At 68.1% G+C, this 24,222-nt stretch carries 18 protein-coding genes; 7 read left to right on the forward strand and 11 right to left on the reverse strand.

Going from position 1 to position 24,222, the window contains the following annotated elements; all coding sequences use genetic code 11:
- Nucleotides 1-648: 648 nt before the first annotated feature.
- A complete protein-coding gene (locus LWW96_RS08810; RefSeq protein ID WP_291486048.1) occupies nucleotides 649-1,821 on the reverse strand; it encodes a pyridoxal phosphate-dependent aminotransferase in 1,173 nt (390 codons plus the stop codon).
- Nucleotides 1,822-1,902: 81 nt separating this feature from the next.
- Here LWW96_RS08810 and LWW96_RS08815 point away from each other — a divergent pair, with 81 nt between their 5' ends.
- The 4 genes from LWW96_RS08815 (at nucleotide 1,903) to LWW96_RS08830 (ending at nucleotide 5,237) form a co-directional block, all read left to right on the forward strand.
- Nucleotides 1,903-3,339 (forward strand): NAD-dependent succinate-semialdehyde dehydrogenase, encoded by a 1,437-nt coding sequence (locus LWW96_RS08815; RefSeq protein WP_291486050.1) that lies wholly within the window; start codon nucleotides 1,903-1,905, stop codon nucleotides 3,337-3,339.
- A 161-nt stretch (nucleotides 3,340-3,500) separates the two neighbouring features.
- The gene (locus LWW96_RS08820) at nucleotides 3,501-4,028 is read left to right on the forward strand and encodes a MarR family transcriptional regulator (RefSeq protein ID WP_291486052.1); all 528 of its coding nucleotides are present in this window, start codon (nucleotides 3,501-3,503) and stop codon (nucleotides 4,026-4,028) included.
- On the forward strand, nucleotides 4,025-4,717 hold the full coding sequence (locus tag LWW96_RS08825; RefSeq protein ID WP_291486055.1) for a GNAT family N-acetyltransferase: 693 nt from the start codon (nucleotides 4,025-4,027) through the stop codon (nucleotides 4,715-4,717). Before LWW96_RS08820 ends, LWW96_RS08825 begins: the two co-directional genes overlap by 4 nt.
- Nucleotides 4,718-4,883: 166 nt before the next feature.
- Nucleotides 4,884-5,237 (forward strand): PepSY domain-containing protein, encoded by a 354-nt coding sequence (locus LWW96_RS08830; protein ID WP_291486057.1) that lies wholly within the window; start codon nucleotides 4,884-4,886, stop codon nucleotides 5,235-5,237.
- 63 nt (nucleotides 5,238-5,300) lie between these two features.
- Here LWW96_RS08830 and LWW96_RS08835 read toward each other — a convergent pair whose 3' ends face one another.
- Nucleotides 5,301-6,248, reverse strand: a complete 948-nt coding sequence (locus tag LWW96_RS08835; protein WP_291486058.1) for a LysR family transcriptional regulator — start codon at nucleotides 6,246-6,248, stop codon at nucleotides 5,301-5,303.
- Nucleotides 6,249-6,480: 232 nt separating this feature from the next.
- Here LWW96_RS08835 and LWW96_RS08840 point away from each other — a divergent pair, with 232 nt between their 5' ends.
- The gene (locus LWW96_RS08840; protein WP_291486060.1) at nucleotides 6,481-7,593 is read left to right on the forward strand and encodes an extracellular solute-binding protein; all 1,113 of its coding nucleotides are present in this window, start codon (nucleotides 6,481-6,483) and stop codon (nucleotides 7,591-7,593) included.
- Between the two features lie 83 nt (nucleotides 7,594-7,676).
- The gene (locus LWW96_RS08845; protein WP_291486062.1) at nucleotides 7,677-8,255 is read left to right on the forward strand and encodes a DoxX family protein; all 579 of its coding nucleotides are present in this window, start codon (nucleotides 7,677-7,679) and stop codon (nucleotides 8,253-8,255) included.
- Between the two features lie 249 nt (nucleotides 8,256-8,504).
- On the opposite strand, the gene LWW96_RS08850 is transcribed toward LWW96_RS08845, so the two are convergent.
- The 7 genes from LWW96_RS08850 to LWW96_RS08880 form a co-directional block, all read right to left on the reverse strand.
- The gene (locus LWW96_RS08850) at nucleotides 8,505-9,473 is read right to left on the reverse strand and encodes a porin (protein ID WP_291486064.1); all 969 of its coding nucleotides are present in this window, start codon (nucleotides 9,471-9,473) and stop codon (nucleotides 8,505-8,507) included.
- Between the two features lie 260 nt (nucleotides 9,474-9,733).
- On the reverse strand, nucleotides 9,734-11,911 hold the full coding sequence (locus LWW96_RS08855) for a TonB-dependent siderophore receptor (RefSeq protein ID WP_291486066.1): 2,178 nt from the start codon (nucleotides 11,909-11,911) through the stop codon (nucleotides 9,734-9,736).
- Nucleotides 11,912-11,966: 55 nt separating this feature from the next.
- Complete coding sequence (locus tag LWW96_RS08860) at nucleotides 11,967-14,102, reverse strand: TonB-dependent siderophore receptor (protein ID WP_291486068.1); 2,136 nt, start codon at nucleotides 14,100-14,102, stop codon at nucleotides 11,967-11,969.
- 143 nt (nucleotides 14,103-14,245) lie between these two features.
- Nucleotides 14,246-14,968 carry a DUF4198 domain-containing protein gene (locus LWW96_RS08865; RefSeq protein WP_291486070.1) on the reverse strand — a complete coding sequence of 241 codons (723 nt, stop codon included), beginning with the start codon at nucleotides 14,966-14,968 and terminating at the stop codon, nucleotides 14,246-14,248.
- A 191-nt stretch (nucleotides 14,969-15,159) separates the two neighbouring features.
- A complete protein-coding gene (locus LWW96_RS08870) occupies nucleotides 15,160-17,409 on the reverse strand; it encodes a TonB-dependent receptor (protein WP_291486072.1) in 2,250 nt (749 codons plus the stop codon).
- A 28-nt stretch (nucleotides 17,410-17,437) separates the two neighbouring features.
- Entirely contained in the window at nucleotides 17,438-17,668 is a 231-nt protein-coding gene (locus tag LWW96_RS08875; protein ID WP_291486075.1) for a hypothetical protein, read from the reverse strand.
- Complete coding sequence (locus tag LWW96_RS08880) at nucleotides 17,665-18,843, reverse strand: PepSY domain-containing protein (protein WP_291486077.1); 1,179 nt, start codon at nucleotides 18,841-18,843, stop codon at nucleotides 17,665-17,667. The genes LWW96_RS08875 and LWW96_RS08880 overlap by 4 nt, the downstream gene beginning before the upstream one ends.
- A 307-nt stretch (nucleotides 18,844-19,150) precedes the next feature.
- On the opposite strand from LWW96_RS08880, the gene LWW96_RS08885 reads away from it, so the two are divergent.
- Nucleotides 19,151-19,459, forward strand: coding sequence for a GNAT family N-acetyltransferase (locus tag LWW96_RS08885; protein ID WP_291486079.1), 309 nt, complete (start codon nucleotides 19,151-19,153; stop codon nucleotides 19,457-19,459).
- 214 nt (nucleotides 19,460-19,673) lie between these two features.
- On the opposite strand, the gene LWW96_RS08890 is transcribed toward LWW96_RS08885, so the two are convergent.
- A complete protein-coding gene (locus LWW96_RS08890; protein ID WP_291486081.1) occupies nucleotides 19,674-21,791 on the reverse strand; it encodes a TonB-dependent siderophore receptor in 2,118 nt (705 codons plus the stop codon).
- 120 nt (nucleotides 21,792-21,911) lie between these two features.
- Nucleotides 21,912-24,083, reverse strand: a complete 2,172-nt coding sequence (locus LWW96_RS08895; protein WP_291486083.1) for a TonB-dependent siderophore receptor — start codon at nucleotides 24,081-24,083, stop codon at nucleotides 21,912-21,914.
- Nucleotides 24,084-24,222: the final 139 nt, after the last annotated feature.

Genomic DNA, 24,222 nt, shown 5'->3' on the forward strand with positions numbered 1-24,222 from the left:
CCCCGCCGCAGGCGCAGCCAGCAGGGGTGGGACAGCCGAACAGCCAAACAGCCACACGGGCCATCGCTGCGCTCGGCCCCGCCTTCGCGGGCGCAAGCGCCTCGCGCTGCGAAAGCCAGGCCGGGCGCAGCGCAGCGCAGCAATGGCCCGTGTGGATGTCCGATCCCCGGGTTCCCTTCAGGATGCGCCGAGGAGCGCAGCGGGCGGGGTGGCCTGTGTGCCGCAGGACACACAGGCTTCGTGCTCTGACTCGCTGCGGTTGTCCGAGCGGCGCGCGCAGCGCAAAGCGAGTTCCGCAGCGCACCCCGCCCGCGAGCACCGCAGGTTGCCCGTAGCGAAGCGGAGGGACGCAGCCTGTAGGGTCGCCCTTTCTTTGGTTCCTTTCTTTCGGCGACGCGAAAGAAAGGGACTCGCCGCCGGGCGACTCCCGGCCTCCGCCCTCAGCGAAAGCATGCTGCGCAAATGGGCGAGCGAGCGGTCGCGCCCCGGCTTCGACAGGCTCAGCCCGAACGGTTGGGGAATCGTCCCCCAACGTCTGCAAGCTCCGTCCGAGCGGCAAACGCAATCATCAAAGCTATCAAATCAATAGCTGCCTGCGCTTTCCCATCAAGCGCTAGTGCCCAAAAATCCTTGAAGAAACCCTTCCCATCACCCCTTCAACCACCCCCTCAACCTGCGAACCCCTTCCTCCAACCTCCCCACATCCTGGCTTGCAAAACACCACCGCAGCCACCCCGACGCCTCGTCGCCAAACGCACTGCCCGGCGCCAACCCCAGCCCCGCCTCCCGCACCAGCCGCTTGGCCAGCGTCAGGCAATCGTCGTAACCGTCGATGTGGAAGAACGCATACATGCCGCCCAGCGGTGTGGCCACCGACACGCCGGGCACGTCGGCCAGCAGCGGCACCAGCGTGTCGCGGCAGGTCTTCAGGTGCGCCACCAGCGCAGGCGTCACTTCCCCCGTGCGCTGCAGCGCCACCGTGGCGCCGCGCTGCACGAACACCGGCGCGCACGAGGTGTTGAACTCGATCAGCTTGCCCACGGCGTGCGTGAGTGAGGGCGGCAGCACCAGCCAGCCCAGGCGCCAGCCGGTCATCAGGAAGCTCTTGGAAAAGCTGTGCGTCACGATGAGCCGGTCTTCCGGGGCGGCCACGTCCAGAAAGCTGGGCGCGGCGCCGTTGGCCGTGTCGCCTGCGTAATACAGGCGCTCGTACACCTCGTCGGCCAGAATCCACGTGCCCGTGCGGCGGCAGTGCGCCAGGATGGCGGCCTGCTCTTCGCGCGTGAGCGTCCAGCCCGTGGGGTTATTGGGCGCGTTCACCACCAGCAAGCGCGTGCCGGGCGTGATGGCGGCCAGCAGCGCATCCATGTCCAGCCGCCACGCGCCGTGTGCGTCGGCCACCAGCGGCACGGTGCGCACCTGGGCGCCCAGGATGCGCGGCTGCGCCACCAGGTTGGGCCACACGGGCGTGACCAGCACCACCTCGTCGCCCGCATCCACCAGCGCCTGCATGGCCACCATCAGGCCGTTCACGCCGCCGGACGTGACTGCGATGCGGTCGAACCATGCGTCGGTGTGCTGCTGCGGGTGCAGGCCGTGCATGTAGCCTGCGATGGCGTGCCGCAGCTCCGGCAGGCCCAGGTTGTGCGCGTAAAACGTCTCGCCGTGCTGCAGCGACGCAATGGCCGCCTCGCGGATGAAATCGGGGGTCACCTCGTCGCTCTCGCCAAACCAGAACTTCAGCACATCGCTGCGCCCCAGGCCCTCGTTGGCGACCTCGCGGATGCGCGACTCTTCGAGGCTTTGAACTACTGCTCGCATGCAATCTCCTTCAGCAACACGGTCATCATCGCAGGCGTATAGTCATTTGTCCTTTTTCTCACCAACGTCCGACCAACGCCCATGACTTATCCCAACACCCAGCTTTTCATCGCAGGCCAGTGGCAAGACGCTGCCGACGGCAAGACGCTTGCCGTGTTCAACCCCGCCACGGGCAAGGAGGTCGGCCGTGTGGCGCATGCCAGCCAGCCGGACCTGGACCGTGCGTTGGAGGCTGCGCAAAAGGGATTTGAGGCCTGGCGCGACATGCCTGCCGCCGAGCGCGCGAAGACCATGCGCCGCGCCGCCGCGCTGATGCGCGAGCGGGCCGAGGCCATCGCCGCCATCATGGTGCAAGAGCAGGGCAAGCCCTTGGCCGAGGCCAAGGTCGAGACCCTGGCGTCGGCCGACATCATCGAATGGTTTGCCGACGAATCGCTGCGCGTGTACGGCCGCATCGTGCCCTCGCGCAACCTCAAGGCCACGCAGATGGTGCTGAAGGACCCCGTGGGCCCTGTGGCCGCATTCACGCCGTGGAACTTCCCCATCAACCAGGTGGTGCGCAAGCTGGCCGCCGCGCTGGGCGCGGGCTGCTCCATCCTGGTCAAGGCACCCGAAGAAACCCCCGCCAGCCCGGCCGAGCTGATCCGCGCGTTCGCCGACGCGGGCGTGCCCGCTGGCACCGTGGGCCTGGTGTACGGCAACCCGGCCGACATCTCCAGCTACCTGATCCCGCACCCCATCATCCGCAAGGTCACCTTCACGGGCTCCACGCCCGTGGGCAAGCAACTGGCGGCGCTGGCGGGCAAGCACATGAAGCGCGTGACCATGGAACTGGGCGGCCACGCCCCGGTGATCGTGGCCGAGGACGCCGACCTCGAATTGGCCATCAAGATCAGCAGCGGCGCCAAGTTCCGCAATGCGGGCCAGGTGTGCATCTCGCCCACACGCTACCTGGTGCACGAGAGCATCCGCGCCGATTTCGTGGCCGCCTTCGCCAAGTACGCCCAGGGCCTCAAGGTGGGCGACGGCCTCACGGCCGGCACGCAGATGGGGCCGCTGGCCAACCCCCGCCGCATCACGGCCATGGCCGACCTGATGGCCGATGCCGTGCAGCAGGGCGCCACGCTGGTGACGGGCGGTGAGCGCATCGGCAGCGAAGGCAACTTCTTCCAGCCCACGGTGCTCAACGATGTGCCGCTGTCGGCCCGCATCGTGAACGAAGAGCCCTTCGGCCCCGTGGCGGCCGTGCGCGGCTTTGAAAAGATCGAGGACGCCATCGCCGAAGCCAACCGCCTGCCGTTTGGCCTGGCCGGGTACGCCTTCACGTCCTCGCTGAAGAACGCGCACCTGCTGGCCCAGCGCTTGGAAGTGGGCATGCTGTGGATCAACCAGGCCGCTGCGCCGGCGGCCGAGCTGCCCTTTGGCGGCCTCAAGGACTCGGGTTACGGTTCCGAAGGTGGCCCCGAGGCCATCGAGGCGCACCTGAACACGCGCCTGGTCTCGATCATGAACGTCTGACCTCACTGGCGCATCCCCGTTGCCGGCAGTGCTGCCGGTGCGGGGCCTTGCCCGGGCCTGCGCCTGCCGCAGGCGGCTCCCCGAAGATTCTTCCGAACCTTGCCAACGCTTGACGAGGTCTGGTAAATACATATCATGATATATATCGTGAGGTGATTTGAATGGTGGACGACGTCGTTAAAGAGCTGGGGTTCCTCACGCTCGGAACCCGCTTCAAGCGCATTGGCGAAGCCCTGCAGGCGCAGACCCAGGCGGTGCTGCTCCAGCATGGGATGGACCTGCCCGCGGCGCACTTTCCGCTGCTGGCGGCGCTGGACTGGCATGGCCCGCTGGGCGTGGGCGAACTGAGCGACGCGGTGGGCGTGAGCCAGCCGGTGGTCACGCGCTCGCTGCGGGGGCTGGAAGAGCGCGGGCTGGTGCAGTCGGAATCCGTGGAGGGCGACCGGCGCGTGCGGCGGCTGGCGCTCAGCCCTGCAGGGCAGGCGCTGGTGCGCCGGGCCAAGCGTGAGGTGTGGCCGTTGCTCGATGCGTCGGTCGCGCAGGTGTGCGCGGGGCTGCAGGGGCCGCTCTTGGACCAGCTGGCCGCGGTGGAGCAGGGGCTGGAGCGCACGTCGCTGCTGCAGCGTTCGGCCAGGGCGCTGGCCAGGCAGCCCGCCGCAGCGGGCCGTTCAGGAGGCAAAAAACCATGAACCATGATGGAATGAACAACCCGTTCGACCGGCCCGTCTGGGCCTCGCTGGCCAGCGCGCCTCATCTGGCGGAGGGTGGGCCGCTGGCCCGCCGCTACCGGCGTGACGTGAACCTGTTCGCATCCGCGCGGGACGACGAGGACGGTGCATGCCTCGCGGCGCTGGGCGCCCTGGTGCAGCCGGGGGAGTCCGTGTTCGTGCTGCAGGTCCCGCCCATTGCACTGCCCCCCGGCCTGCAGGCGCTTCGGCGTGCGCAGGGTGTGCAGATGCTGGCCGTGCGCCCGGTCGCGCCGGAGGCGGGCGCGGACGAGGTGCTGGAGCTGGGCGACGCCGACGCGGCAGAGATGCTGGCCCTGGCGCAACTGACCGAGCCGGGCCCCTTTCTGCCGCGCACGCACGCGATGGGCCGGTTTCTGGGCATCCGGGTCAGCGGCCGGCTGGCGGCCATGGCCGGGGAACGCATGCGTTTCGCCGGGGGCACGGAAGTCAGCGGTGTCTGCGTCCACCCGGACTTTCGCGGCCGCGGGCTGGCGCGGCGCCTGTCATCGCTCGTGGCCCATGCCGCCCAGCAGCGCGGCGATCAGCCGTTTCTGCACGCCTGGGTGACCAACCGGGCCGCCATCGCGTTGTACGAGAGCCTGGGTTTCGAGGTTCGCACCGAGGTACAGGTGGCGGTGCTGGGGCGGTAGCCGCAGATGGATGACAGCGGGTGGCAGAGCTGGCCGTTGCTGCGTGGGGTGCGTGGCCGCCCCCCATCGGCTGCGCCGGCGGTCCGGGAACTTCCGCAGAGCTTCCTAAGCGCGGATTAATCTGCGCTGGCTAACCTCCCGGAAAAATCCATCACCGGAGGTGCCTGTGGGCCGAAACATTTCCTTTTTCCTCGGAGCCGCTGCGCTGGCGTTGTCGCCGCTGGTGCTGCCGTCCGCCTGGGCGGCCGGTGCAGAAAAGCCCGCCGCGCAGCCGCCGTCAGCCGTGCCGGGCTTCACCCGGGAGCGCCTGGAGGACGCATGCACCACCGAGCCGCGCAGCGAGTGGCTGCCCGAGGCGGAAATGCGGCTGCTGGCCGAGTTCCGCGGGTACAAGATCGTGACGTTCAAGATCGCCAAAGGCAACTGCTACGAGGTCTACGGCTTCAAGGGTGGGCAGATGGTGGAGGCGTATTTCCACCCCGTCACGTCCAAGCTCGTGCGGCAGAACGTCGCCAAATAGCCGCGGGCGGCAAGCGCACGGATCGCTGGGCGAAGCCCGGTTCCGGCCGCCGGCACCGCGAACTCACGGTCCCCTGTGCGCCGCCACCGGGGCCATTTCCCGCAGCAAGTCCACGAACGCCCGGACCTTCGCGGGCCTGAAGCGTGCCGTGGGAAACACCGCGTGGATGCCGCCCAAGGGCAGTCCCCACTGCGGCAGCACATGGACCAGCCGCCCGGTCTCCAGGTCCTCTGCCACCGCATAGTCCGGCAACACGGACAGCCCTGCGCCGTAGCGCACCGCCTCGCGCACGGCCAACGTGGCGTCCATCGACATCACGGCGTGCACCGAGACGCTCTGGCGCTCCCGTTCGCCCCGCGAGAAGCTCCAATGCGTGGGGTCGCGCAAGGCGGTATTGGCCACGAACGGAAGCTGGGCTACGCCTTGCGGGTCGGCCAGGGCGTCCACGGAGCCCTTCCACGCTGGTGCTGCGACCAGCAGTTGCCGGAATGCGCCAATCTGCCGGGACTGCACCCCCGCGTCCGTCAACCACCCCACGCGGATAGCCAGCTCCACCTGGCCGGACATCACGTCGAGCGACTGGTCGCTCAGAATCGCGTCCACCTTGCACTGCGGATAACGCCGCGTGAACTCCGTGATGGCCGGCACGATGGTCGTGATGCCGTAGTCCAGCGCCGCGGTCAGCCGCAACGTGCCGGTCGGCTCCGTCACCCGTTCCCCCAGTTCATCGAATGCGTCGTGCGCCTCCTTCAGGATCAAGGCGCAGCGCTCGTGAAACGCCTTGCCTGCGTCCGTGGCCGTCACCCGGCGGGTGGTGCGTGTGAGCAGCGTGGTGCGGAACTCCTGCTCCAGCCGTGCCACCTGCTGGCTGACGACGGCCTTGGTGATGCCCAGCCGTTCGGCGGCCGCCGTGAAACTACCCGTCTCGACCACCGCCGCGAAGTACGCCATGCGCTTGAGGTTGGCGAGGTGGCTGGCGCCGGATTCCTCGTTATTGTTTGCTTTTGCCATACAGATTATCTGGATTGACGGGATTTATTTGTCAATGCGGCCTGCCTACGATGCCCGCATTGAGCACATCCCGCCAGAGTTTCAGAACATTCCAGCGCCGTGGCGCCCCTCTGTAGGTCTTTCCGCCCCAGGGCCGGCGGCGCCCGAAAACCCCGATTTCCCCTTCTTTTCATGACTGGCCGCCCGCGCGGCTCTCTGAATTCTTCCCCCCGTGTCCTTCGAAAGAAAAAGCATGCAGATCGTTCTCCCCTTGCGCATCACCTGCCTGGCCCTCGCGCTCGCAGCCACAGGTTTCTCCGTCCACAGCCAGGCCCAGACGCCACCGACGCAGGCGGCCACGGCTGTCGAGCGCGATGGCGCGGGCCAGTCGCTGGACGACTTGTACCAGGCGGCTCTCAAGGAGGGCGGCCAGCTGACCGTGTACGCCGGCGGCGATGAGGTAACCCAGGGCTTTGGCATCCAGTCCAACTTCGAGCGCCGCTTTCCGGGCATGAAGATCAACATCGTGGTCGACCTGAGCAAGTACCACGACGCGCGCATCGAAGAGCAACTGCTGCGCAAGGACCTGGAAGTGGACGTGGCGCACCTGCAGACGCTGCACGATTTCGACAACTGGGCCGCACGCGGGCTGCTGCTGCCGTACAAGCCCATCGGCTGGGACCAGATTCCCACGGCCTACAAGGACCCGGCCGGCCGCTTTACCGGCCTGTTCATGCTGACCTTCGCCAACAGCTACAACAAGAACTACGTGTCGGCAGAGAATGCGCCGCGCGACTATTCGGACTTCCTCAAGCCCGAGTTCAAGGACCGCATCATCATCACGTACCCCAACGATGATGACGCCGTGCTGTACCTGTTCGACAAGATCATCCAGAAGTACGGCATCGGGTTCATCGACAAGCTCAAGGCCAACGGCGTGCAATGGGTGCGTGGCACGCAGACCCCGCGCGACGCGGTGGAGGCCGGCAAATACGCCGTCGCGACCGGCACGTCGGGCAGCTTCGTTCCGGTGGAATCGTCGGCGCTGCGCTTCGTGCTGCCCAAGAACGACCCCTTCCTCACCTGGGCGCAGACCGGTGCGATCTTCAAGGACGCCAAGCATCCGAATGCAGCCAAGCTGTACATGAGCTGGCAGTTGTCGCTGCCGGTGGCCTCCCACCCGCGGCAGTTCCCCATCCGCAAGGACGTGGCGCCGCTGCCAGGCTTCCAGACGGTCGACCACTACAACACCAGTCCCGAGGACTTTGTGGCGTTCATGCGGGACCGTGCCCGTGTGGAGCGCCTCAAGAGCCTCTTCGAGCGTTTGATCGGGCCCGTCCAAGGCATCTCTCCGCTGAAGGACTGATGGTCCCTGAGGCTGTGCCCGCGAGCTGCACGAATGCGCTCCGGTGCACGGCTTTTCCTCCTTTCACGCTTGCGAGGCACCGTATGCGCAACCCTCTTGATTTCAGTGTTCCCAAAGAAAGCCTGGTCATCCCGGCGCTGGCCGGCATGTATGAGACGTTTGCCCAGCCCCTTGGCTGGCTCCTGCTCCGACTGGCCGTGGGCGGCTGGCTGCTGCACGAAGGCTGGCCGAAGATCCTGAACCCCATGGGCCAGGTGCAGTTTGTCGAGATGATCGGCTTTCACCCGGGCTGGCTGTTCTCGCCCCTGCTGGCCGTCATGCAGGTCGTCGGCGGCTTTGCACTCATCCTGGGGTTGCTGACCCGGCCCTTCGCGCTGGCCAATGCGGTCATGCTGTTCGTGACCGTGTGGTTCCACTTTCACTACCCCTACAACGCCCAGCCGCTGCTGAGCAGCCTGGGCCTGGAGGCGATCAAGGCCCACCCGGAATTTCTGACCCCCAACGGCGCGAAGCGGCTCATGGACGGGGGCGTCGTATTCACCGATCTCCTGCAAGACAAGGCTGTCCAGCTGTCCAGCATCTGGGCCTTCGGCAGCCTGTTCTTTGCGGCCTTTGGTGGCGGCATCTGGTCGGTGGATCGGCTGCTGAAGAAGTCGTTTTGAAGCGGGGCGCCGCACGCAGTTCGTCTGTTGTTTAACAACGCGCTGCTGCAAGGCGCCGACTGCACCGGCCGTGGGCGCAGTCCTGCAGGGCGCGGTGCAGGATTCACGGCGGCATGAAAAAAGGGCCTTGCACCCGTGCAGGATGCAAGGCGGCATGAAAAAGGGCCTTGCACCCGTGCAGGATGCAAGGCCCCGTGGCTTGGTGCGCCGCCGCTGGCCCGTCAGGCCCGCAGCAGGCGCACAGCGCCATCAGAAGTTGTGGCGCACGCCCACGGCGAACGAGCTGAAGTCGTTGCCGGCGGCCGACACACCGTAGTTGGCGGCTTGGCCGTTGTTGATGCGGGTGTAGTACGTGTAGATCTTGGTGCGCTTGCTCAGGTTGTAGTTGTAGCCCAGGGTGTACTGGGTGGCGGCGCTGTTGCTCACGTTGGCGTAGCTGCCTGCGCGGCCCACGTTCACGTGGAATTCGGACACGCCCAGGATGTAGGCGGCCGACAGGCGCACGTTGTTGCGGCTGCCGCCGTTGGCGATGTAGACGTTCTTGTCGCGCTGCACATAGGCGCCCAGCACGAAGGGGCCGGTGGAGTACGAGGCGCGCACGGCAAACTGGTTCTGGTCGCCCAGCTTGGAGTAGCCAGCGCCCAGACCCAGTGCGCCCACTTCGTAGTTGGCGGCCAGGTCGATGCTGTTCTTGCCGCCCGCGCCGCTGGGCTGTTCGTGCATGGCCCAGCCGGCTTCAAAGGTGGCGCCGCCCAGGCTGGGGGTGCGGTAGGCGATCTTGTTGACGTCGCGTGCCGGGTAGGCGTACAGGGCGTCGGCCGACGAGCCGGTGTCGTGGTTGTGGTTGCTGATGAAGTCGGCCGTGGCGTAGTACGACTCCGACGTGAAGTTGCCCAGGCGCACCATGCCGAAGCCGCCGGAGAGGTTCACTTCGCTCTGGCGGGCAAAGACGCCGCGGGCGTCGGTCGCGCCGGAGCTGGAGTCAAAGCCGCTTTCCAGCTGGAAGCCCGCCTTCAGGCCGCCGCCCAGGTCTTCCTGGCCCTTGAAGCCGAAGCGCGAGGCGTTGTTGAACAGGCCCGTCTTGGAAACGTCGCCATCTTTCTGGCGCTCGAACGTAGTGTTGATACGGCCGTACAGCGTGACGCTGCTCTGGGCAAAGGCAGCCGACGTACCGATCAAGGCCAGCGCAGCGAGGGCGCAGCGGTTCATTGTTTTCATTCGCGAGGTTTCCTTCGATCAAATTGTGTTTGATGACAAATCATCACAAGCCGCCGCGCATTGGGGGTAACGCCCGGGGCCCGTCGCTGAAGCAAGTTCGGTGCCCATGGTGATGAATCGTTGCACTTTGCAACGCCGGGATGCTACTAGCGAGTGAATGTGACCGCCACAGGGACAAGCACCTTTCGTGTGCAGGGGCGTTGTTCGTGTGCAACAAACGCCGGGGCGGCGGCCCCGGCGCTCGAAAGCGGCGGCAGCGGTCAAAAGCGGTATGTCGAGGTCAGCGTGTAGGTGCGCGCCTGGCCGTAGAAGCAGTCCCCGCGCGCCAGGCACTGGGTGATCTGCACCTTGTCCGTGAGGTTGGCCACGTTGAAGGCCACGCGCCAGTCACCCGCGTCGTAGGCGACCATGGCATCAGCCACGGTGGCAGCCGGTGTGGTGATGGACGAGGTGCCGCTCCACTGCGAGCCGGTGTAGCGCAGGCCCCCGCCCACCGTCCAGCCGCCGCGCCCCGTGCTGGCGAAGCGGTGGCTCACCCAGGCCGATGCCGTGTGCCGCGGCGTGCTGGGCACGGGCGTGCCCTGGTCGCCCGCGTTGCTGCGGCTGATCTTGGCGTCGGTGAAGGCATACGCCAGGGTGAAGTCCCATTGCCGCGCCAGGCTGGCCTGCACCTCGGCCTCCAGGCCGCGCACCTTCACCTCGCCGATCTGCAGGCTGTTGAGCGGGTTGCCGGGGTCGTTGGTCTTGCGGTTCTTCTCGCGCAGCTGGTAGACCGCGGCAAAGGCGGTGATGCCGCGGCCCGGGGGCTGCCACTTCACGCCGGCCTCCCACTGCTCCCCGCGCTGGGGCTTGAAGGGCGTGCCGTACGCATCCACGCCGCCCAGCGGCTGGAACGATTCCGAGTAGCCCGCATACGGCGCCCAGCCACCGTCCATCTGGTAGGTGACGCCCGCGCGTTTGGTCCAGGCCTTGTCGTCCGCCGCGGCGGCGGGGCGGCCTTCGGTGTCGGTCTGGGCGCTGTCGTGGCGCAGGCCCAGCGTGGCTGTCCATCGGCCCCATTGGATCTGGTCTTGCGCATAGAAGCCCAGCTGCTTTTGCACCACGCTGGGCTGGCGCACCAGCTGGGCCGCTGTGGGGGGCGTGAAGTTGCCGTAGACCGGGCTGTACACATCGATGGCTGGCGCCACGGCGCGCCAGGCTTGCTGGCCCGTGTGGTTGCGCTGCACGTCCAGCCCGGTGAGCAGGGTGTGCTGGGTGCTGCCGGCCTGCAGCTTGCCCTCCAGCTGCGTGTCGATGAGCAGCATGCGGCCGGTGTTGACCTGCCAGGCGGCGTCGCGCAGCACCGTGCGGCCGTCGCTGTTGAACACCGGGCGGGCGGGGCGGCCGGTGGCGGCGTTGGCCGTGAAGCTGGTGTACAGCGTGCGGTAGTCCACCTCGCTCACCGTGCGCCGCAGGTTCTGGCGCACGGTCCAGTCGGCGTTCAGGCGGTGGCTGAACAGGTAGCCCCACGAGTTGTTGGTGGTGTCATACGCGTCCCAGCCCGGCTCGCTGATAAAGGTGTGGCGCGGGATCTGCCCATACCGGCTGGGCAACTGCGTGCCCTGCCAGGGGAAGAAGCCGATGAGCGAGCCGCTCTGGTCCTTCTGGTGCAGGGCTTGCAGCGTGAGGGAGGTGTCGGCGCTGGGCTTCCAGGTGAGGGAGGGCATGAGCACCACGCGGTCGTCGTCCACGTGGTCCACCTGCGTGCCGCTGTCGCGGCCCACGGCCACCAGGCGGTACAGCCATTGGCCCTCCTGGTCGAGCGCGCCGGTCAGGTCGGCGGCGATCTGCTTGCGCGCGTTGTTGCCCACCTGCAGTTGCACCTCGCGCGCGGCTTCGGCCTGCGGGCGCTTGCTGGTGAGGTTGAGCACGCCGCCCACGCTGCCCTGGCCGTACAGCACCGAGGTCGGGCCGCGCAGGAACTCCACGCGCTCCAGCGTGTACGGGTCGGGGCGGCTGGTGTTGTAGGTGCCGTAAATGCGCAGCAGGCCGTCCTGGTACTGGCTCACGTCGCCGCCGCGGGCCTTGAAGCTGTCCACACGGCTGTCGAAGTAGTTGGACACCGCGCCCGCCGTGTACGCGGTGACCTGCCGCAGCGTCTGCACGCCCTGGGCCTCCATCTGGTCGCGCGTGACCACGCTGATGGCCTGCGGCGTTTCGATGAGCGGCGTGTCGGTCTTGGTGGCCGACAGCGCCCGCCGGGCCACGAAGCCGGTCACCGGCGCGGTGGGGTTCTCGTGCTCGGCGCCGGCGCTCACGGTGACGGGGGCCAGGGCCTTGTCCGCGGTGGGCGCGGCGGTGCTGTCCGGCGGTGCCGGTTGGGCCTGCGCGGCGCTGCACAGTGCGAGCAGGGCCGCCTGGGCGATGGCGGTGCGGCAGACGGTGGTGCCAGGTTTCATGGTGTGGTCTCTCCCAACATTGAATTGAAAAAAAAGGGGCTGCGCGGCGGTGCGCTCAGAAGGCGTAGTCCAGCGACACCTGCAGGCTGCGCGGCTGGCCGGGCGTGACGGAGCCGAAGCCCGCGGCCGTAGTGGTGCCATCGATGTAGTAGCGGCGGTTGGTGGCGTTCTTCAGGTTGGCCTGCAGCCGCACGCCGCTGGAGAACTGGTAGCCCACGGCCAGGTCCACCACGGTGTAGCCGGGCAGGCGCCACAGGTTGTCGTTGGCGGTGAACTTGTCGCCCTGGTGCACCAGGCCGCCGCCCACCCACAAGCCCGGCAACTGCGGCAGGCGGTACTGCGTCCACAGCGATGCGGTGCGGCGCGTGGCCAGCGCGACGCGGTGGCCCACATTGGCGCCGGCCGTGGTGTCGGCCTGCACCTTCGGGTCGTGGAAGCTGGCCTGGGCCGTGACCGTCCAGGCCGGCGTGATGCGGCCCTGCAACTCCAGCTCCACACCGCGGATGCGCTGGCGCGCCGTCAGCACCGAGTAGCCGGTGTGCGCGGGATCGGTGGCGGGCGCGTTGGTCAGCGTGAGGTCGAAGGCCGACACGGTGGTCATCAGGCGCTGGCCCAGCCACTCCTGCTTCCAGCCCACTTCGAGCTGCCGGCCCTCGGACGGCGGCGCGGCGCGGTCGCCCCACAGCAGCGTGCCGGTGTTGGCCTGGAACGAGCGCGCATGGCTGGCGTAGAGCATGCTGCCCGGGCGCGGCTCCCAGCTCAGCGCCACGCTGGGCTGGGTCTTGCCCACGTCGGTGACCGGCGCCGTGTAGGCATCTTTGAAGCGGTCGTGGCGCAGGCCCAGCAGCAGGCCGAAGTCGCCCCAGACCAGGCGGTCCTGCACGAACACGCCGGTGTTGCGCGCGTCCGACGACAGCCGCGCCACGCCCGTGGCAGGCACGGGCGCCACCTGGCCCGTCACGGGGTTGTACAGATCGATGGGCGCCAGGCTGCCCGTGGCGCGCGCGCCGTAGACGCCCTGGATGGCACGCCAGTCCAGCCCCGCCAGCAGCGTGTGCTTCACCGGCCCGGTCTGCGCCTGCGCACGCAGTTCCGCCAGCGCGGTGTCGGACGTGTATTCCTGCCCCGGCGCCAGCCAGTAGCCGCGCGCCACACGGCCGTTGGTGACGGGGCCCAGGGGTGAGGGCAGGTTCACGTTGCGGAAGGTCTCGTTGCGCGAAAGGTGCACGCGGCCCTCCAGCCCGTTGGCAAAGCGGTGCTGCAGCTCGGTGGAGTAAAAGCGCAGGTGGCCGTCGGTGGTGAGCCACGGCTCGCCGTAGAACGCGCCCACGGGCAGCGCGTCGGCGCTGCGTGGGTTCTTGGGGTCGGGCACCGCCAGCCCGGCGGTGGAGGTGCCGTCGATGCCCTGGTACTCGGCCTGCGCGCGCCACACGGTGCCGGGCGCGAGCTGCCACTCCAGGCTGCCCGCAAGGCCCTGCTTGCGCGGCGTGTTCCCGTCCACAAAGCTGCCGCCCCGGCTGGCGCCGCCGTCCAGCCGGTAGCGCAGCGTGCCCTCGGCGTTGAGCGGGCCGGTCAGGTCGAACTCGCCGCTGCGCCAGCCGTGGCTGCCCGCGCCGATCTTCACGGTGCGCAGCGCTTCGGCCTGGGGCCGCTTGCTCACATAGTTGATGAGGCCGCCGGGCGCCACCTGGCCGAACTCCAGCGCGGCCGGGCCCTTGATGACTTCCACGCGCTCGATGTTGAACAGCGGCGGGTCCAGCAGGTGCACGAACTTCGCGCCGTCGCGCAGGTAGTTGTAGGTGTTGTTGGCCCACAGCCCGCGGATGGCGAACTGCGAGTACGAGCCGTAGTACTCGCTGCGCGACGAGACGCCGGACGCGTTGCGCAGCACGTCGCGCTCGGTGGTGGCCATCTGCTGCTCCAGCAGCGCGCCGTCGATCACGCTCACCGAGCGCGGCGTCTCCAGCACCGACAGGCCCAGGCGCGAACTGCTCTGGGCGCGCCGTGCGGGTGTTGCGGCGGCCCCGTCCGTGGAGTCAACCACATCTACCTGGCGCAAGGAAGGCGCGGGCGCGCCATCGGGCGCAAGGGGCGCAAGGGGCGCGTCCGCGCGGGCCTGCGCCAGCGCCGCACCGCCCAAGGCCAGCAGCGCGGCGTGGGCCAGGGCGGACCGCAGAAACTTGGTTGGCATCATGATGCTATTAAATTAGTAGCTGTTTGCGCTTATGGGGCAAGCGCTAGAGCTTGATTTGGCTTGAATGTTTGGGCAAAAGGGGCCTGCCGCAGGGGGCGCGGCCGGGCGGGCGCTGGGCGCGCTCCGTGCGCTCCGTGCGCTCAATGCGCCTTCGGGGGCGCTGGCAGGTCGGGCGAAGCCATGCCGTCGGCCAGCACAAAGCTCAGCGTGGTCACGTAGCTGGCTTCGCCGTACTTCTCGCCGCGCGCTTCGCCGGGCGTCTTGTCGCTGTGCTTCACCTCGGCCACGTACTGGCCCTTCCACGGCAGGGCAAAGCGCACCGTGCCGTCGTCACCCGCATCGGCCTCGCGCGTCCAGCCCGAAGGGGCGGCCAGCTGCACCTTGGCCTTGGGCAACGGAGCACCTTGGTAGACCACCTTGAACTCGCCAGGCTTTCCGGTGGGCACCAGGTCCAGCGGCGCGGTGGGGGCCACGGCTTGTGCAAGGCCCGCCACCCAGCGCGCCGCGGGCTGCCAATACAGGGCGGGCAGGTTGCGCTTGCTGCGGTCGATCAGCGGATAGGTGGCCGCGGCGAACAGCGTGTCGGGCGTGCCGGCCACGGCGTAGTGGAAGCCGTCCTTGCTCAACTGGCCTTCCACGCGCTGCGCGGCGGCGCCGGTGCGCTGCTCGAGCGCCGGCACGCCCTGGAACTGGTCCAGCCGGCCGGGCGAGGTCTCGCGCAGGTTCTCGTTGAACTCGCCGAAGTGCAGGCGGGCCTGGCCGCCGGCGTTCTCCAGCCACACCTGGTGGGCCTGGGCGGCGGTGACGGCGGTGAGCGATGCGCTGGCAAGCAGTGCGGCAACACAGGTGAAAGAGCGGGACATGGCAGTTTCCTTTCGGTGGTTCTGGACAAACAAGCGGACACAGCGCTGCGCACCCCGCAGGTTGCGGGGCGGCACCACAGTGCAAAAAGGGTTGGCTGCCTACGCCCGGTGGTCGGGCGACGGGTGGCTGCGCGCCGGGTGGCGGCGGGCCGTGCCGCCGCCCGCCGGGGGCGAAAAAAAGAGGCCGGGCGTCAGAAGTCCACGCCCACGCTGACCGACAGCGTGCGCGGCGCGCCCACCACCAGGTAGCCCGCGCCGGGGTAGCCGCCGGACGAGGCCCAGTAGCTGCGGCCCGTCGCGTTGTCCACGCGGGCGCGCAGCGTCACCAGACGGCCCTGCACCTCGGTGAGGTAGCGCACGCCCAGGTCCAGCCGGTTCCAGCTGGGAACGTTCAGCGTATTGGCGGCGTTGGCGACCACAGAGCCGGTGTGCACCCAGCGGCCGTCCACGGCCAGGCCGCTCACGCCCGGCACGTCCCACTCGGCGCCGATGTTGGCCTGCAGCTTGGGCACGCCGATCACGCGGCGGCCGTCGGTGCTGGCGGCGCCCGTGTTCAACTGTTTGGCGTCCAGCCAGGTCAGGCCGCCCAGCAGGCGCAGGCCCTTGGCGGCCTCGCCCTGCACGGCCAGCTCGATGCCCTGGTGGCGGTCTTTGCCGTTGCTGCGGAAGATGTTGTCGCTGCCCACGTAGGCGCGCGGCTTGGTGGTGGAGAACAGCGCCACGCTGCCGCCGAAGCGGCCGCCGTCGAACTTCACGCCCACTTCCTTCTGCCGGGCGACGTAGGGCGACAGCATCTCGCCGCGGTTGGCGGCGGTGGAGGGCGCGGTCTGGCCCTGGCTCAGGCCCTCCACGTAGTTGCCGTACAGCGACAGGCCCTGGTCCAGCTTGTACACGGCCGCCAGCAGCGGGCTGGTGCGGCTCTGGTCGTAGCGGTCGGTCGGCGCTGCGGTGCCGTAGGCGTAGTTGGCAATCTCCATCGACTGGTGGCGCACGCCCATCGTGAACAGCAGGCGCTTGTCCAGCAGCGACAACGTATCGCCGATGGCAAAGCTGCTGAGGCGGGTGGTGCCGGTGCGGCGCGGATCGGCCAGATCGCCGCCGTAGAGCGTGTTGGCGCCAAAGGCCGGCAGGGCGGTGGCCACGGGGTTGTAGAGGTTGGTCGTGAGGGTGTTGCGCCAGTCCATGGCATAGGCGTTCTTCTTCTCGGCGCTGAAGTGCGACGCCACCAGCACCCATTCGTGCCCCACGCCGCCCGTCTGCAGCGTGCCGCGCAAGCCCAGTTCGCCGGTGTCCACGCGGTCCTTGCGCGTGTTGTCGAAGCGGTAGGCGGTGCCCGCGCCGGTGGTGCTGTCGTTCACCGTGAGGTTGGCCAGCGAATTCGCTTCGGCGCTGCGGCGCGCGCCTGCGGCGGCCCAGCCGGTCACGTTGGAAGTGATGTCCCATTCGCCGCGCAGCGTGCCGAAGGTGTCGCGCTCGTTGGAATAGGTCCAGGGCTGGGCGAAGTTGGCGTTGGCGTCGGGCGCGGCCGGCATCTGCGTCACGCCCGAGGCCAGCGTCACGTTGGTGCGGGTGCTTTGGAGCTTGTGCTCCTGCCAGCCGATGTCGCCCGACAGGCGCACATCGCGGCTGCGCCAGTCCAGGCCCACGGCGGCCAGGCCCAGTTTCACATCCTCACGGTCCACGGCCGTGCCGCCATGGTGGGTGGCCGCGTTCACGCGGATGCCGGTGTCGCCGCCGGGGCCGAAGCGCCGCGCAATGTCGGCCGCCAGCTGTGTCTGGCCGCCGCTCGAGACACCGAAGGTCACGCGGTTCAACGGCTCGTTGGGCGCACGCTTGGGCAGCAGGTTGATGCTGCCGCCGATGCCGCCGCCATTGGGGCTGGCGCCGTTCTGAAAGGCGGAGGCACCACGCAGCACCTCCACGCGCTCGAACAGCTCGGTGGCGATGTACTGGCGCGGCAGCAGGCTGTACAGGCCGTTGTAGGCGGTGTCGTCCGAATCGAGGATGAAGCCGCGGATGAAGTACGCCTCCTGGAAGTTGCCAAAGCCGCGCGCCACACGCACCGTGGGGTCGTTCTGCAACACGTCGCCCACGCTGCGGGCGTGGCGGTCCTGGATCAGCTCGTTGGTGTAGCTGGTGATGGAAAACGGCGTGTCCATCGCGTCCCGGGTGCCCAGCACACCCGCGCGGCCGCCGCGCGCCACCTGGCCTCCGGCGTAGGCGGGCGACAGGCCCTGGGCCGATGCGTCGGCACTGGCATTCACGGTCACGGTGGACAAGGTCTTGGCCTCACCCCCCGTGTGAGGGGCTGCGGTGGGCTGCGCGTGCAGCGCGGGTGCGGCCAGGGCCAGTGCCACCGCGGCGGTTGCCAGGGCCACAGGGGGGGTTGGGAACGCCGGGCGCAGCAGTGGGGCGGAGGGGGTTGAGGGTGCGGAACGCATGGAGGAGAAGATCAAGAAAACAAAAGATTCAGCGCGGTGCGGAGGACGACGAGCCGGATGCATCGGCTGCGGTGGTTGCGGCGGCGGTGCGGGGCCAGCTGTACCAGCCCATCGCCGCCACGGGAATGCCCAGTGCCACCCACGACCACCAGTCGCCCCAGGTGTCGGACACCAGGGCCGTGAGCAGCCCGGTGGTGGTGAGCGCGCCCATCACGACGGGCCCTCCCCACAGGGTTCGGAAAGCGCTGGGCTTGCTCATGCCGCCCCCTCGGTGGAGCGCACAGCGCCCGGTGCAGGCTCCGCGCCGCCCGTGCCCTGATTCGCGGGGCCAGCTGCCTGCGCGCCCTTGCGCAGCCACAGGTACAGCCCGCTGCCCAGCACCACGATGGTGGCAATGTCCAGCAGCGCCCAGAGGATCTTCATCGGCATGCCGCCGTAGTCGCCAAAGTGCAGCGGCTGCGACACCAGCAGCGCCGTCAGGTACCACGGCAGGGTGGGCGCTGCGGTGACCTGCGCTGTGCGCGCGTCCACCAGCACGGGTTGCAGCAGCTTGGAGGTGAGCGGCTCGTTGCCGCGCAGGAAAAACGTGTTGTGGTGCGGGCTGGAAAACGCCGTGCCCGGGAAGGCAATGAACGACAGCTTGGTGCCCGGCGCCTGGCCTTGCGCCACCTCCAGCGCCGGCTGCAGCGGCCCGCGCTCTGCAGTGGGCACGACGGGCTGGCCCTCGTAGGGCTTGAGCAGCGCCGAGAGTTGGTCGTGCTGCCAGTACTTGATGAGCAGGTCGGCCCACGTATTGATCATGCCCGTGCCGCCCACCACAAAGGCCCACACCAGCGTGACGATGCCCAGCAGGTTGTGCAGGTCCAGCCACTTCACGCGCGGGGACCGGCCCCGCCGAACCTCGCCAAACGCCAGCTTGCGCATGAACGGCGCATACAGCACCACCCCCGTGACGAGGGCCACCAGCAGCAGCAAGCCCATGAAGCCCAGAAACAGCTTGCCCGGCAGCCCCGCAAACAGGTCCACATGCAGCTTCAACATCACGTGCATGAAGCCCTGGTCAAACCGCGGCTGCGCCAGCACCTGCGCGGTGCGCGCATCCACCGCCACGGAGCGGAAATCATCGGTGGGCGCCGGCGTGGGCGTGAGCGTGACGAACCAGACGTTGTCATCGTCCTCCGCATGCGATGCGAACTGCACCACGCGATCCGGGTGCAGCGCGTGCGCTGCGGCCAGCACCTGGTCCAGGCTGGCACGCGGCGTGCCCGCGGGCATGGCAGGTGCCTCCACCTCGGTGCCCAGCAGGTGGCCGATTTCGTGGTGAAAGATCAGCGGCAGGCCGGTGAGGCACAGCAGCAGCATGAAGACGGTGCACACCAGGCTGGACCACTTGTGGGTCCAGGACCAGCGGCGCAGGGCGGTGGGGCTCAGCATGGCGTCGTGTTGGCGTGGGCCGGGCCGGGCGCGCACCCGCCGGCCGTGTGCGCCCGCGGGGCAGGGGCGCATGGGGTGAGGAAGAAACAGGAGAGGTTCAAGCCAGGTACCCGAAAACATCAAAAGACGGTGGGTGCTGGCTGCGGCCTTGGAGCGAATCCAAACGAAAGGCCGTGGCTTGCGGAGACAGAATTTTACATTGCAAATGGGAATTATTGTTATTTGCAATGGATTGCGAAGTCGAAGTGTTGGGAAATCGATGCGTCTTGCGGGTGGCCAGACGCTTGGGGCTCCGTAGCGCAGCAGCATGATCGCCATCTGCGTTGCAAAGAACGCTACGCTTCCCCCTCGGCACCGTCGCCGAGGACTAGGCCGGCAAATCGTGGAAACTGCACTTCAACACGCCTTCGACAACGGCGTGCGCCGGGTGAACCTGCAGGTGTATCTGCCCAACGAACCCGCTATCGCGCTCTACAAAACAATGGGCTTTGTGAAGTACGGCGTTGAGTGTGAAGCTGTATGCCTTGAAGGTCAGTATCACGACGGGATTCACATGACGCTTGCGAAAGATCGGCATGATCGGCCGCCGCATCGAACGGCTTTCGGCGTCCGCTGAGCGGCGTTGAACCGTGAATGCGCTGTTCCGTTCTCAGACGCTTATCGGTTAGGTCATTCCGCTTGCGACGACTGCGCTGGAGGCACGGCCGACCGCATTCTGACTGAACTCTGCCAAAGCGAGCGGAAAAGCGCCGAGCGTGCAGGTTGCTGCGCGTGAGAGGCCCGCTCGGCCGGGAGGGGGCACTCGGCGCGGCGTGTATCGGGCGCGGGTCTCAATACCGTGCCTTGAGCGCCACCGTCACACGCCGTGGCTCGCCATAGAAGTTCTGGCGCCCAACGCTCGACACCTTCTCGTAGTAGGTCTTGTCCAGCAGGTTGTCCACCGACAGGTTCAGAGACAGGTGGTCGTTGATCTGGTAGCCCAGCTGGGCATTGAACACGGCATAGCCCGGCGCGTTGATGCGTAACGCACCGCTTTGCGCAAAGAACTCGCTGCGGTAGGTCATGCCGCCGCCCAGGCTGAAGCCGCGCAGCGTCGGGCTGGTAAAGGCATAGCGGGTGAACAGGTTCACGCTGTGGCGCGGCGTGATGGGGCTGAACACCTGGCCCTGCTGCGCCACGGGGGCCTGGAGGTAGCGGGTGTCGTTGTAGGCGTAGCCCGCCACGATGTCCCAGCCGGGCTGGGGCTGCCCGCTGACCTCGGTTTCGAAGCCTTGTGCGCGCACCTTGCCACCTGCGATGTAGGCGTTTGCCACCACCGGGTCGGCGATGGCGCGGTTCTCGTCAATGATGCGAAACAGTGCTGCATGGGCCTGCAGGCGTTTGCGCAAAAACTCGCCCTTGACGCCCAGCTCCACCTGCTTGCCTGTCCGTGGGGCAAGCAACTGCTTGGCCGCGTTGAGCTGGCTTTGCACCACGAAGGTCTCTGCATAGCTGGCATAGCCGGTGTACTGCGGGTGAAAGTCCCACATCAGCGCCAGCGACGGCACGAACTGGCGGCCGGGGTCTGCCGATGCGGTGACTGCGCCCGTGCTGGTGCTGCGCGTCACCACGTCCGCCCACGACAGACGCCCACCTGCCAGCAGCTTGACCGTGTCGGCCAGGCCGATCTGCGCCTGCCCGTACAGCGCGTTCTCGCGGCGCGTGACGATTGAGGTGAAGCCCGGTAGCCGGATGTCCGGGTAGGCCAGGTCGTAGTGGGGCTGCAGCAGGTTGAACGGCAGGTTGGGGCCGTAGGCGTAGTTGCCGTCCCAACTCTTGCCCTCGTTGTGGCTGGCGCCCACCAGCAGCTTGTGGGTGCGGCCTGCCACCTGCATCGGTGTGGCCAGGAAGGCGTCGTAGTTGCGGGTGCGCACGTGAAAGTCGCCATCCACGGTTTCCATGGTGAAGCTGCCGTCGGCGGCCAGGGCACTGTTGGCGCGGGCCGAGCGGTAGAACGCCGTGCGGTCGATGTCGCGCGCGGACAGGCGCACCAAGCCGCCGCCCTCCAGCCGGTGTTCCAGCTCGGCGAAAACGTCGGTGGTCTCCAGGTCTTGGCGGTTGGCACGCAGGCCGGCGAAGGCACTGCGGGGCAGGTCGGCCAGGCGGCCATCGGCATAGGTGGGCAGGCCCTGGTCGATGGCTGCGCGCACGCGCTGCTGCGCCGCACCCACCGACACGGTGGTGGAGGGAGCGATGTCCCATTCCAGCGTGCCGTAGCCCATGCGCTTGTTGTTGAACAGGGTGTCGACAAAGCTGTCCTTGTCTTCCACCACCGCGACGGCGCGCGCGCGGATCGTGCCTTCGGCATTGAGGCCGCCGCCCACGTCTACGGTGCCCCGGCGAAGGCCGAAGGAGCCCGCCGCCGCGTCGGCGCCAATGGCCAGCTTGGCCGGGGCGCGCTTGCGCACCAGGTTCACGGTGCCGCCGGGCTCGCTTGCCCCCTGCAGCAGCCCGGCCGGGCCGCGCAGCACTTCGATGCGGTCATACATGGCCGTGTCGAGCGTGCTGTAGTTGCCCTGGGGGATCGGCACGCTGTCGAGCTGGATGGAACCCAGATCGAACCCGCGCGCCTGGAAGGTGTTGTAGTTGCCCGCACCATCAAAGCGCGTGACCGTCATGCCCGTGCTCAGCTTGATGGCGTCTTCCACTTTGCTCAGGTTGCGGTCATCCAGCTGCTGGCGCGTGACCACGCTGAGGGACTGCGGCGTCTCGCGCGGTGCCTGCTGGAGCTTCCCCACGCTGACTTCGCGCGCGGTGTACTGGCCTGAGCCCTCAGTGGCTGCGCTGTCCGCGCCGTCGGTGACCTTCACCTCGGGCAGCGCTGATGTGGCAGGGGCGGTGCCAGTCTGCGCTTGCGCCGTTGCCATGGTGGCCAGCAGAGCGGCAAGGGCCAGTGGGTGCATTCGCATGGTGCTTCTCCTCCTCGGTGGTTGATGTTTGCTATTAAATTAATAGCTGCTGGCGCTTATCCATCAAGCGCTGGCAGCCAAAATTCTTCAAATCGGCGTGCAGCGCCTGCAAGCGCAGCGTCAGAACCGCGTGCGCAACGTCACCTGCAGCGCGCGCGGCGAGCCCGGCAGGATCAGGTTGTCGTTGCTGCCGTGGGCCGACACGTAGTACTTGCGGTTGGCCAGGTTCTTGATGTTCACGTCCACCTCCCACGGGCCCAGCGTGTACTGCAGGGCCGCGTCCAGCGTGGTGTAGCCGGGCAGGGTGACCAGGTTGGTCAAGGACGTGAAACGTGCGCCCACGTAGTTCACGCCGCCGCCCACGCGCAGGCCGTGGCCCAGGTCCTTCATGGCCCACAGGAAGGCGGAGTTGCGCGGCGTGAGTGCGGGCACCTTGCCTTCTGCCGGAATGTTGGTGGTGGGCAGCTGCAGCGAGCCGGTGGTGGCCAGCGACTTCGTCATGCGGCCGTCCAGCCAGGCGTAGCCGGCGCTCACGTCCCAGCGGCCGGGCAGGCGGCCGCTCATGGTCAGCTCCAGGCCGTTGGTGCGCTGGGTGCCCACGTTGATCTGGCGCGAGGGGTTGGCGGGGTCGGTGTTCTTGATGTTGCTGCGCTCCAGGTTGAAGAGCGCGCCGGTCACGTTCAGGCGGCCGTCCAGCAGGTCGAGCTTGACGCCGATCTCCTTGTTCTCGGTGATCTCGGGCTCGGCGCCGGTGTTGTTGGCGGCCAGGGCAAAGGCCTCGGCCGAGGGCTGGAACGACTTGCTGTACGACACGTAGTACGACACCGACTCGCTGGGTTGCCACACTAGGCCGGCGCGGGGACTGAACTTCTTGTCCGTGCGCGAGAGGCCCGCGAGCTTGCGGTCAAAGCTGGTCTCCTGGCCGAACACGTCGTAGCGCGCGCCCACCAGGGCCTTCCATTGCGGCGTGAGTGTGATCTGGTCTTGCCAGTACAGCGCGGCGGTGTCTTGCGTGGTGTGGCTGGGGATGGCGCTGTCGGCGTTGTAGTTGGCCGCCGGGATGACCGGCGCCGCACCCACGGGGTTGAAGATGGATACGCGGTCGGCACCGCCCGAGACGGACTCGGCGCGCTTCTTCTGCTGGCCCAGTTCCACACCCATCAGCCACTCTTGCTTCAAGCCGCCCAGCTGGTTGCGCCAGGTCACATCGGTCTGGTTGAAGAAGCCTTTTTCGTCGCGCAGGATGAACGAGCGCGTGCGGCCCACCGTCAGGTTCACCGGGTCGGTGGTGCCGCCGGGCAGGGTGTTGTAGCGGTCCAGCGTGTAGTCGTACAGGCGCGTGACGTTGCGCACCGACCAGTCGTCGTTGAAGCGATGGTTCAGCGTGGCCGCGAACGACTGCACGGTGCTGGTGGTGGTGTCGTCCTGCGCGGCGTTGCTGGAGCCGTAGTAGGTGCTGGCGGGCACGTTGACGGGCCGGCCGTTCAGCGCCGGGATGCCGAAGTCGGTCAGGCGCTTGTCGCGTGCGTGGGTGTACTGCAGCAGCAGGTCGGTCTGCGCGGCGAGCTTGAGCGCGAGCGAAGGCGCGAAGTTGTGGCGCTTCACAAACTGCTGGTCGCGGTAGCTGCCGGAGTCCTCTACGGCGGCGTTGATGCGGAAGGCGGCGGTGTCGCTGATGCCCACGTTCACATCGGCCGTGGCGCGGCGATAGTCAAAGCTGCCCAGGCCCAGCGAGGCTTCGCCCGAGGTCTCGCCAAACTTCGGCTTCTTGGTCACGCGGTTGATCAGGCCGCCCGACGAGCCACGCCCGTACAGCACGGCGGCCGGGCCCTTGAGCACTTCCACGCGCTCAATGTCGGCCAGGTCGCGGAAGTACAGCGCGTCGTCGCGCACGCCGTCCACAAACTGGTCGGCGATGGCCGTGAAGCCGCGGATCACCACCTGGTCGCGCTGGCCGTCGCCGTGGCTCATGGCCACGCCGGGCACGTTGCGCAGCGCGTCTTCCATCGAGCGGGCGCCCTGGTCGCGCAGCAGCTGCTCGGGCACCACGTTCACGGCCTGGGGCACGTCGCGCAGCGGCGCGCTGCCCTTGGTGGCCGCGGTGCTGGCGGCGGGCGAGTAGCCATCATCGCCGCTAGAGGACTGCACGGTGACCTCGCCCAGCGTCTGCGTGGGGGCTGCGGGTGGGGTGGTCTGTGCCAGCGCGTTGCTGCAGAAAGCAGCCAGCACGGCGGCGGCCAGTGGGTGCAGGGCCTGGGTGTGGTGGAAAGGGCGATGAAGAGATGCGTGCATGGGTTGTCCTTGGTGTGTGCGCAACGCGGTGGAGAACGGCTCCGCAGGCACCGGGCCTGGCGCAGGCCCATGGGGCCGTGGCTGGGAGGGGCGCCGCAGAGAGCGGGAGAAAAAGAAAACAGGGCGGGTCAGGCGGATC

The sequence above is a fragment of the Acidovorax sp. genome, assembly GCF_021287135.1.
Taxonomy (GTDB): Bacteria; Pseudomonadota; Gammaproteobacteria; order Burkholderiales; family Burkholderiaceae_C; genus Acidovorax.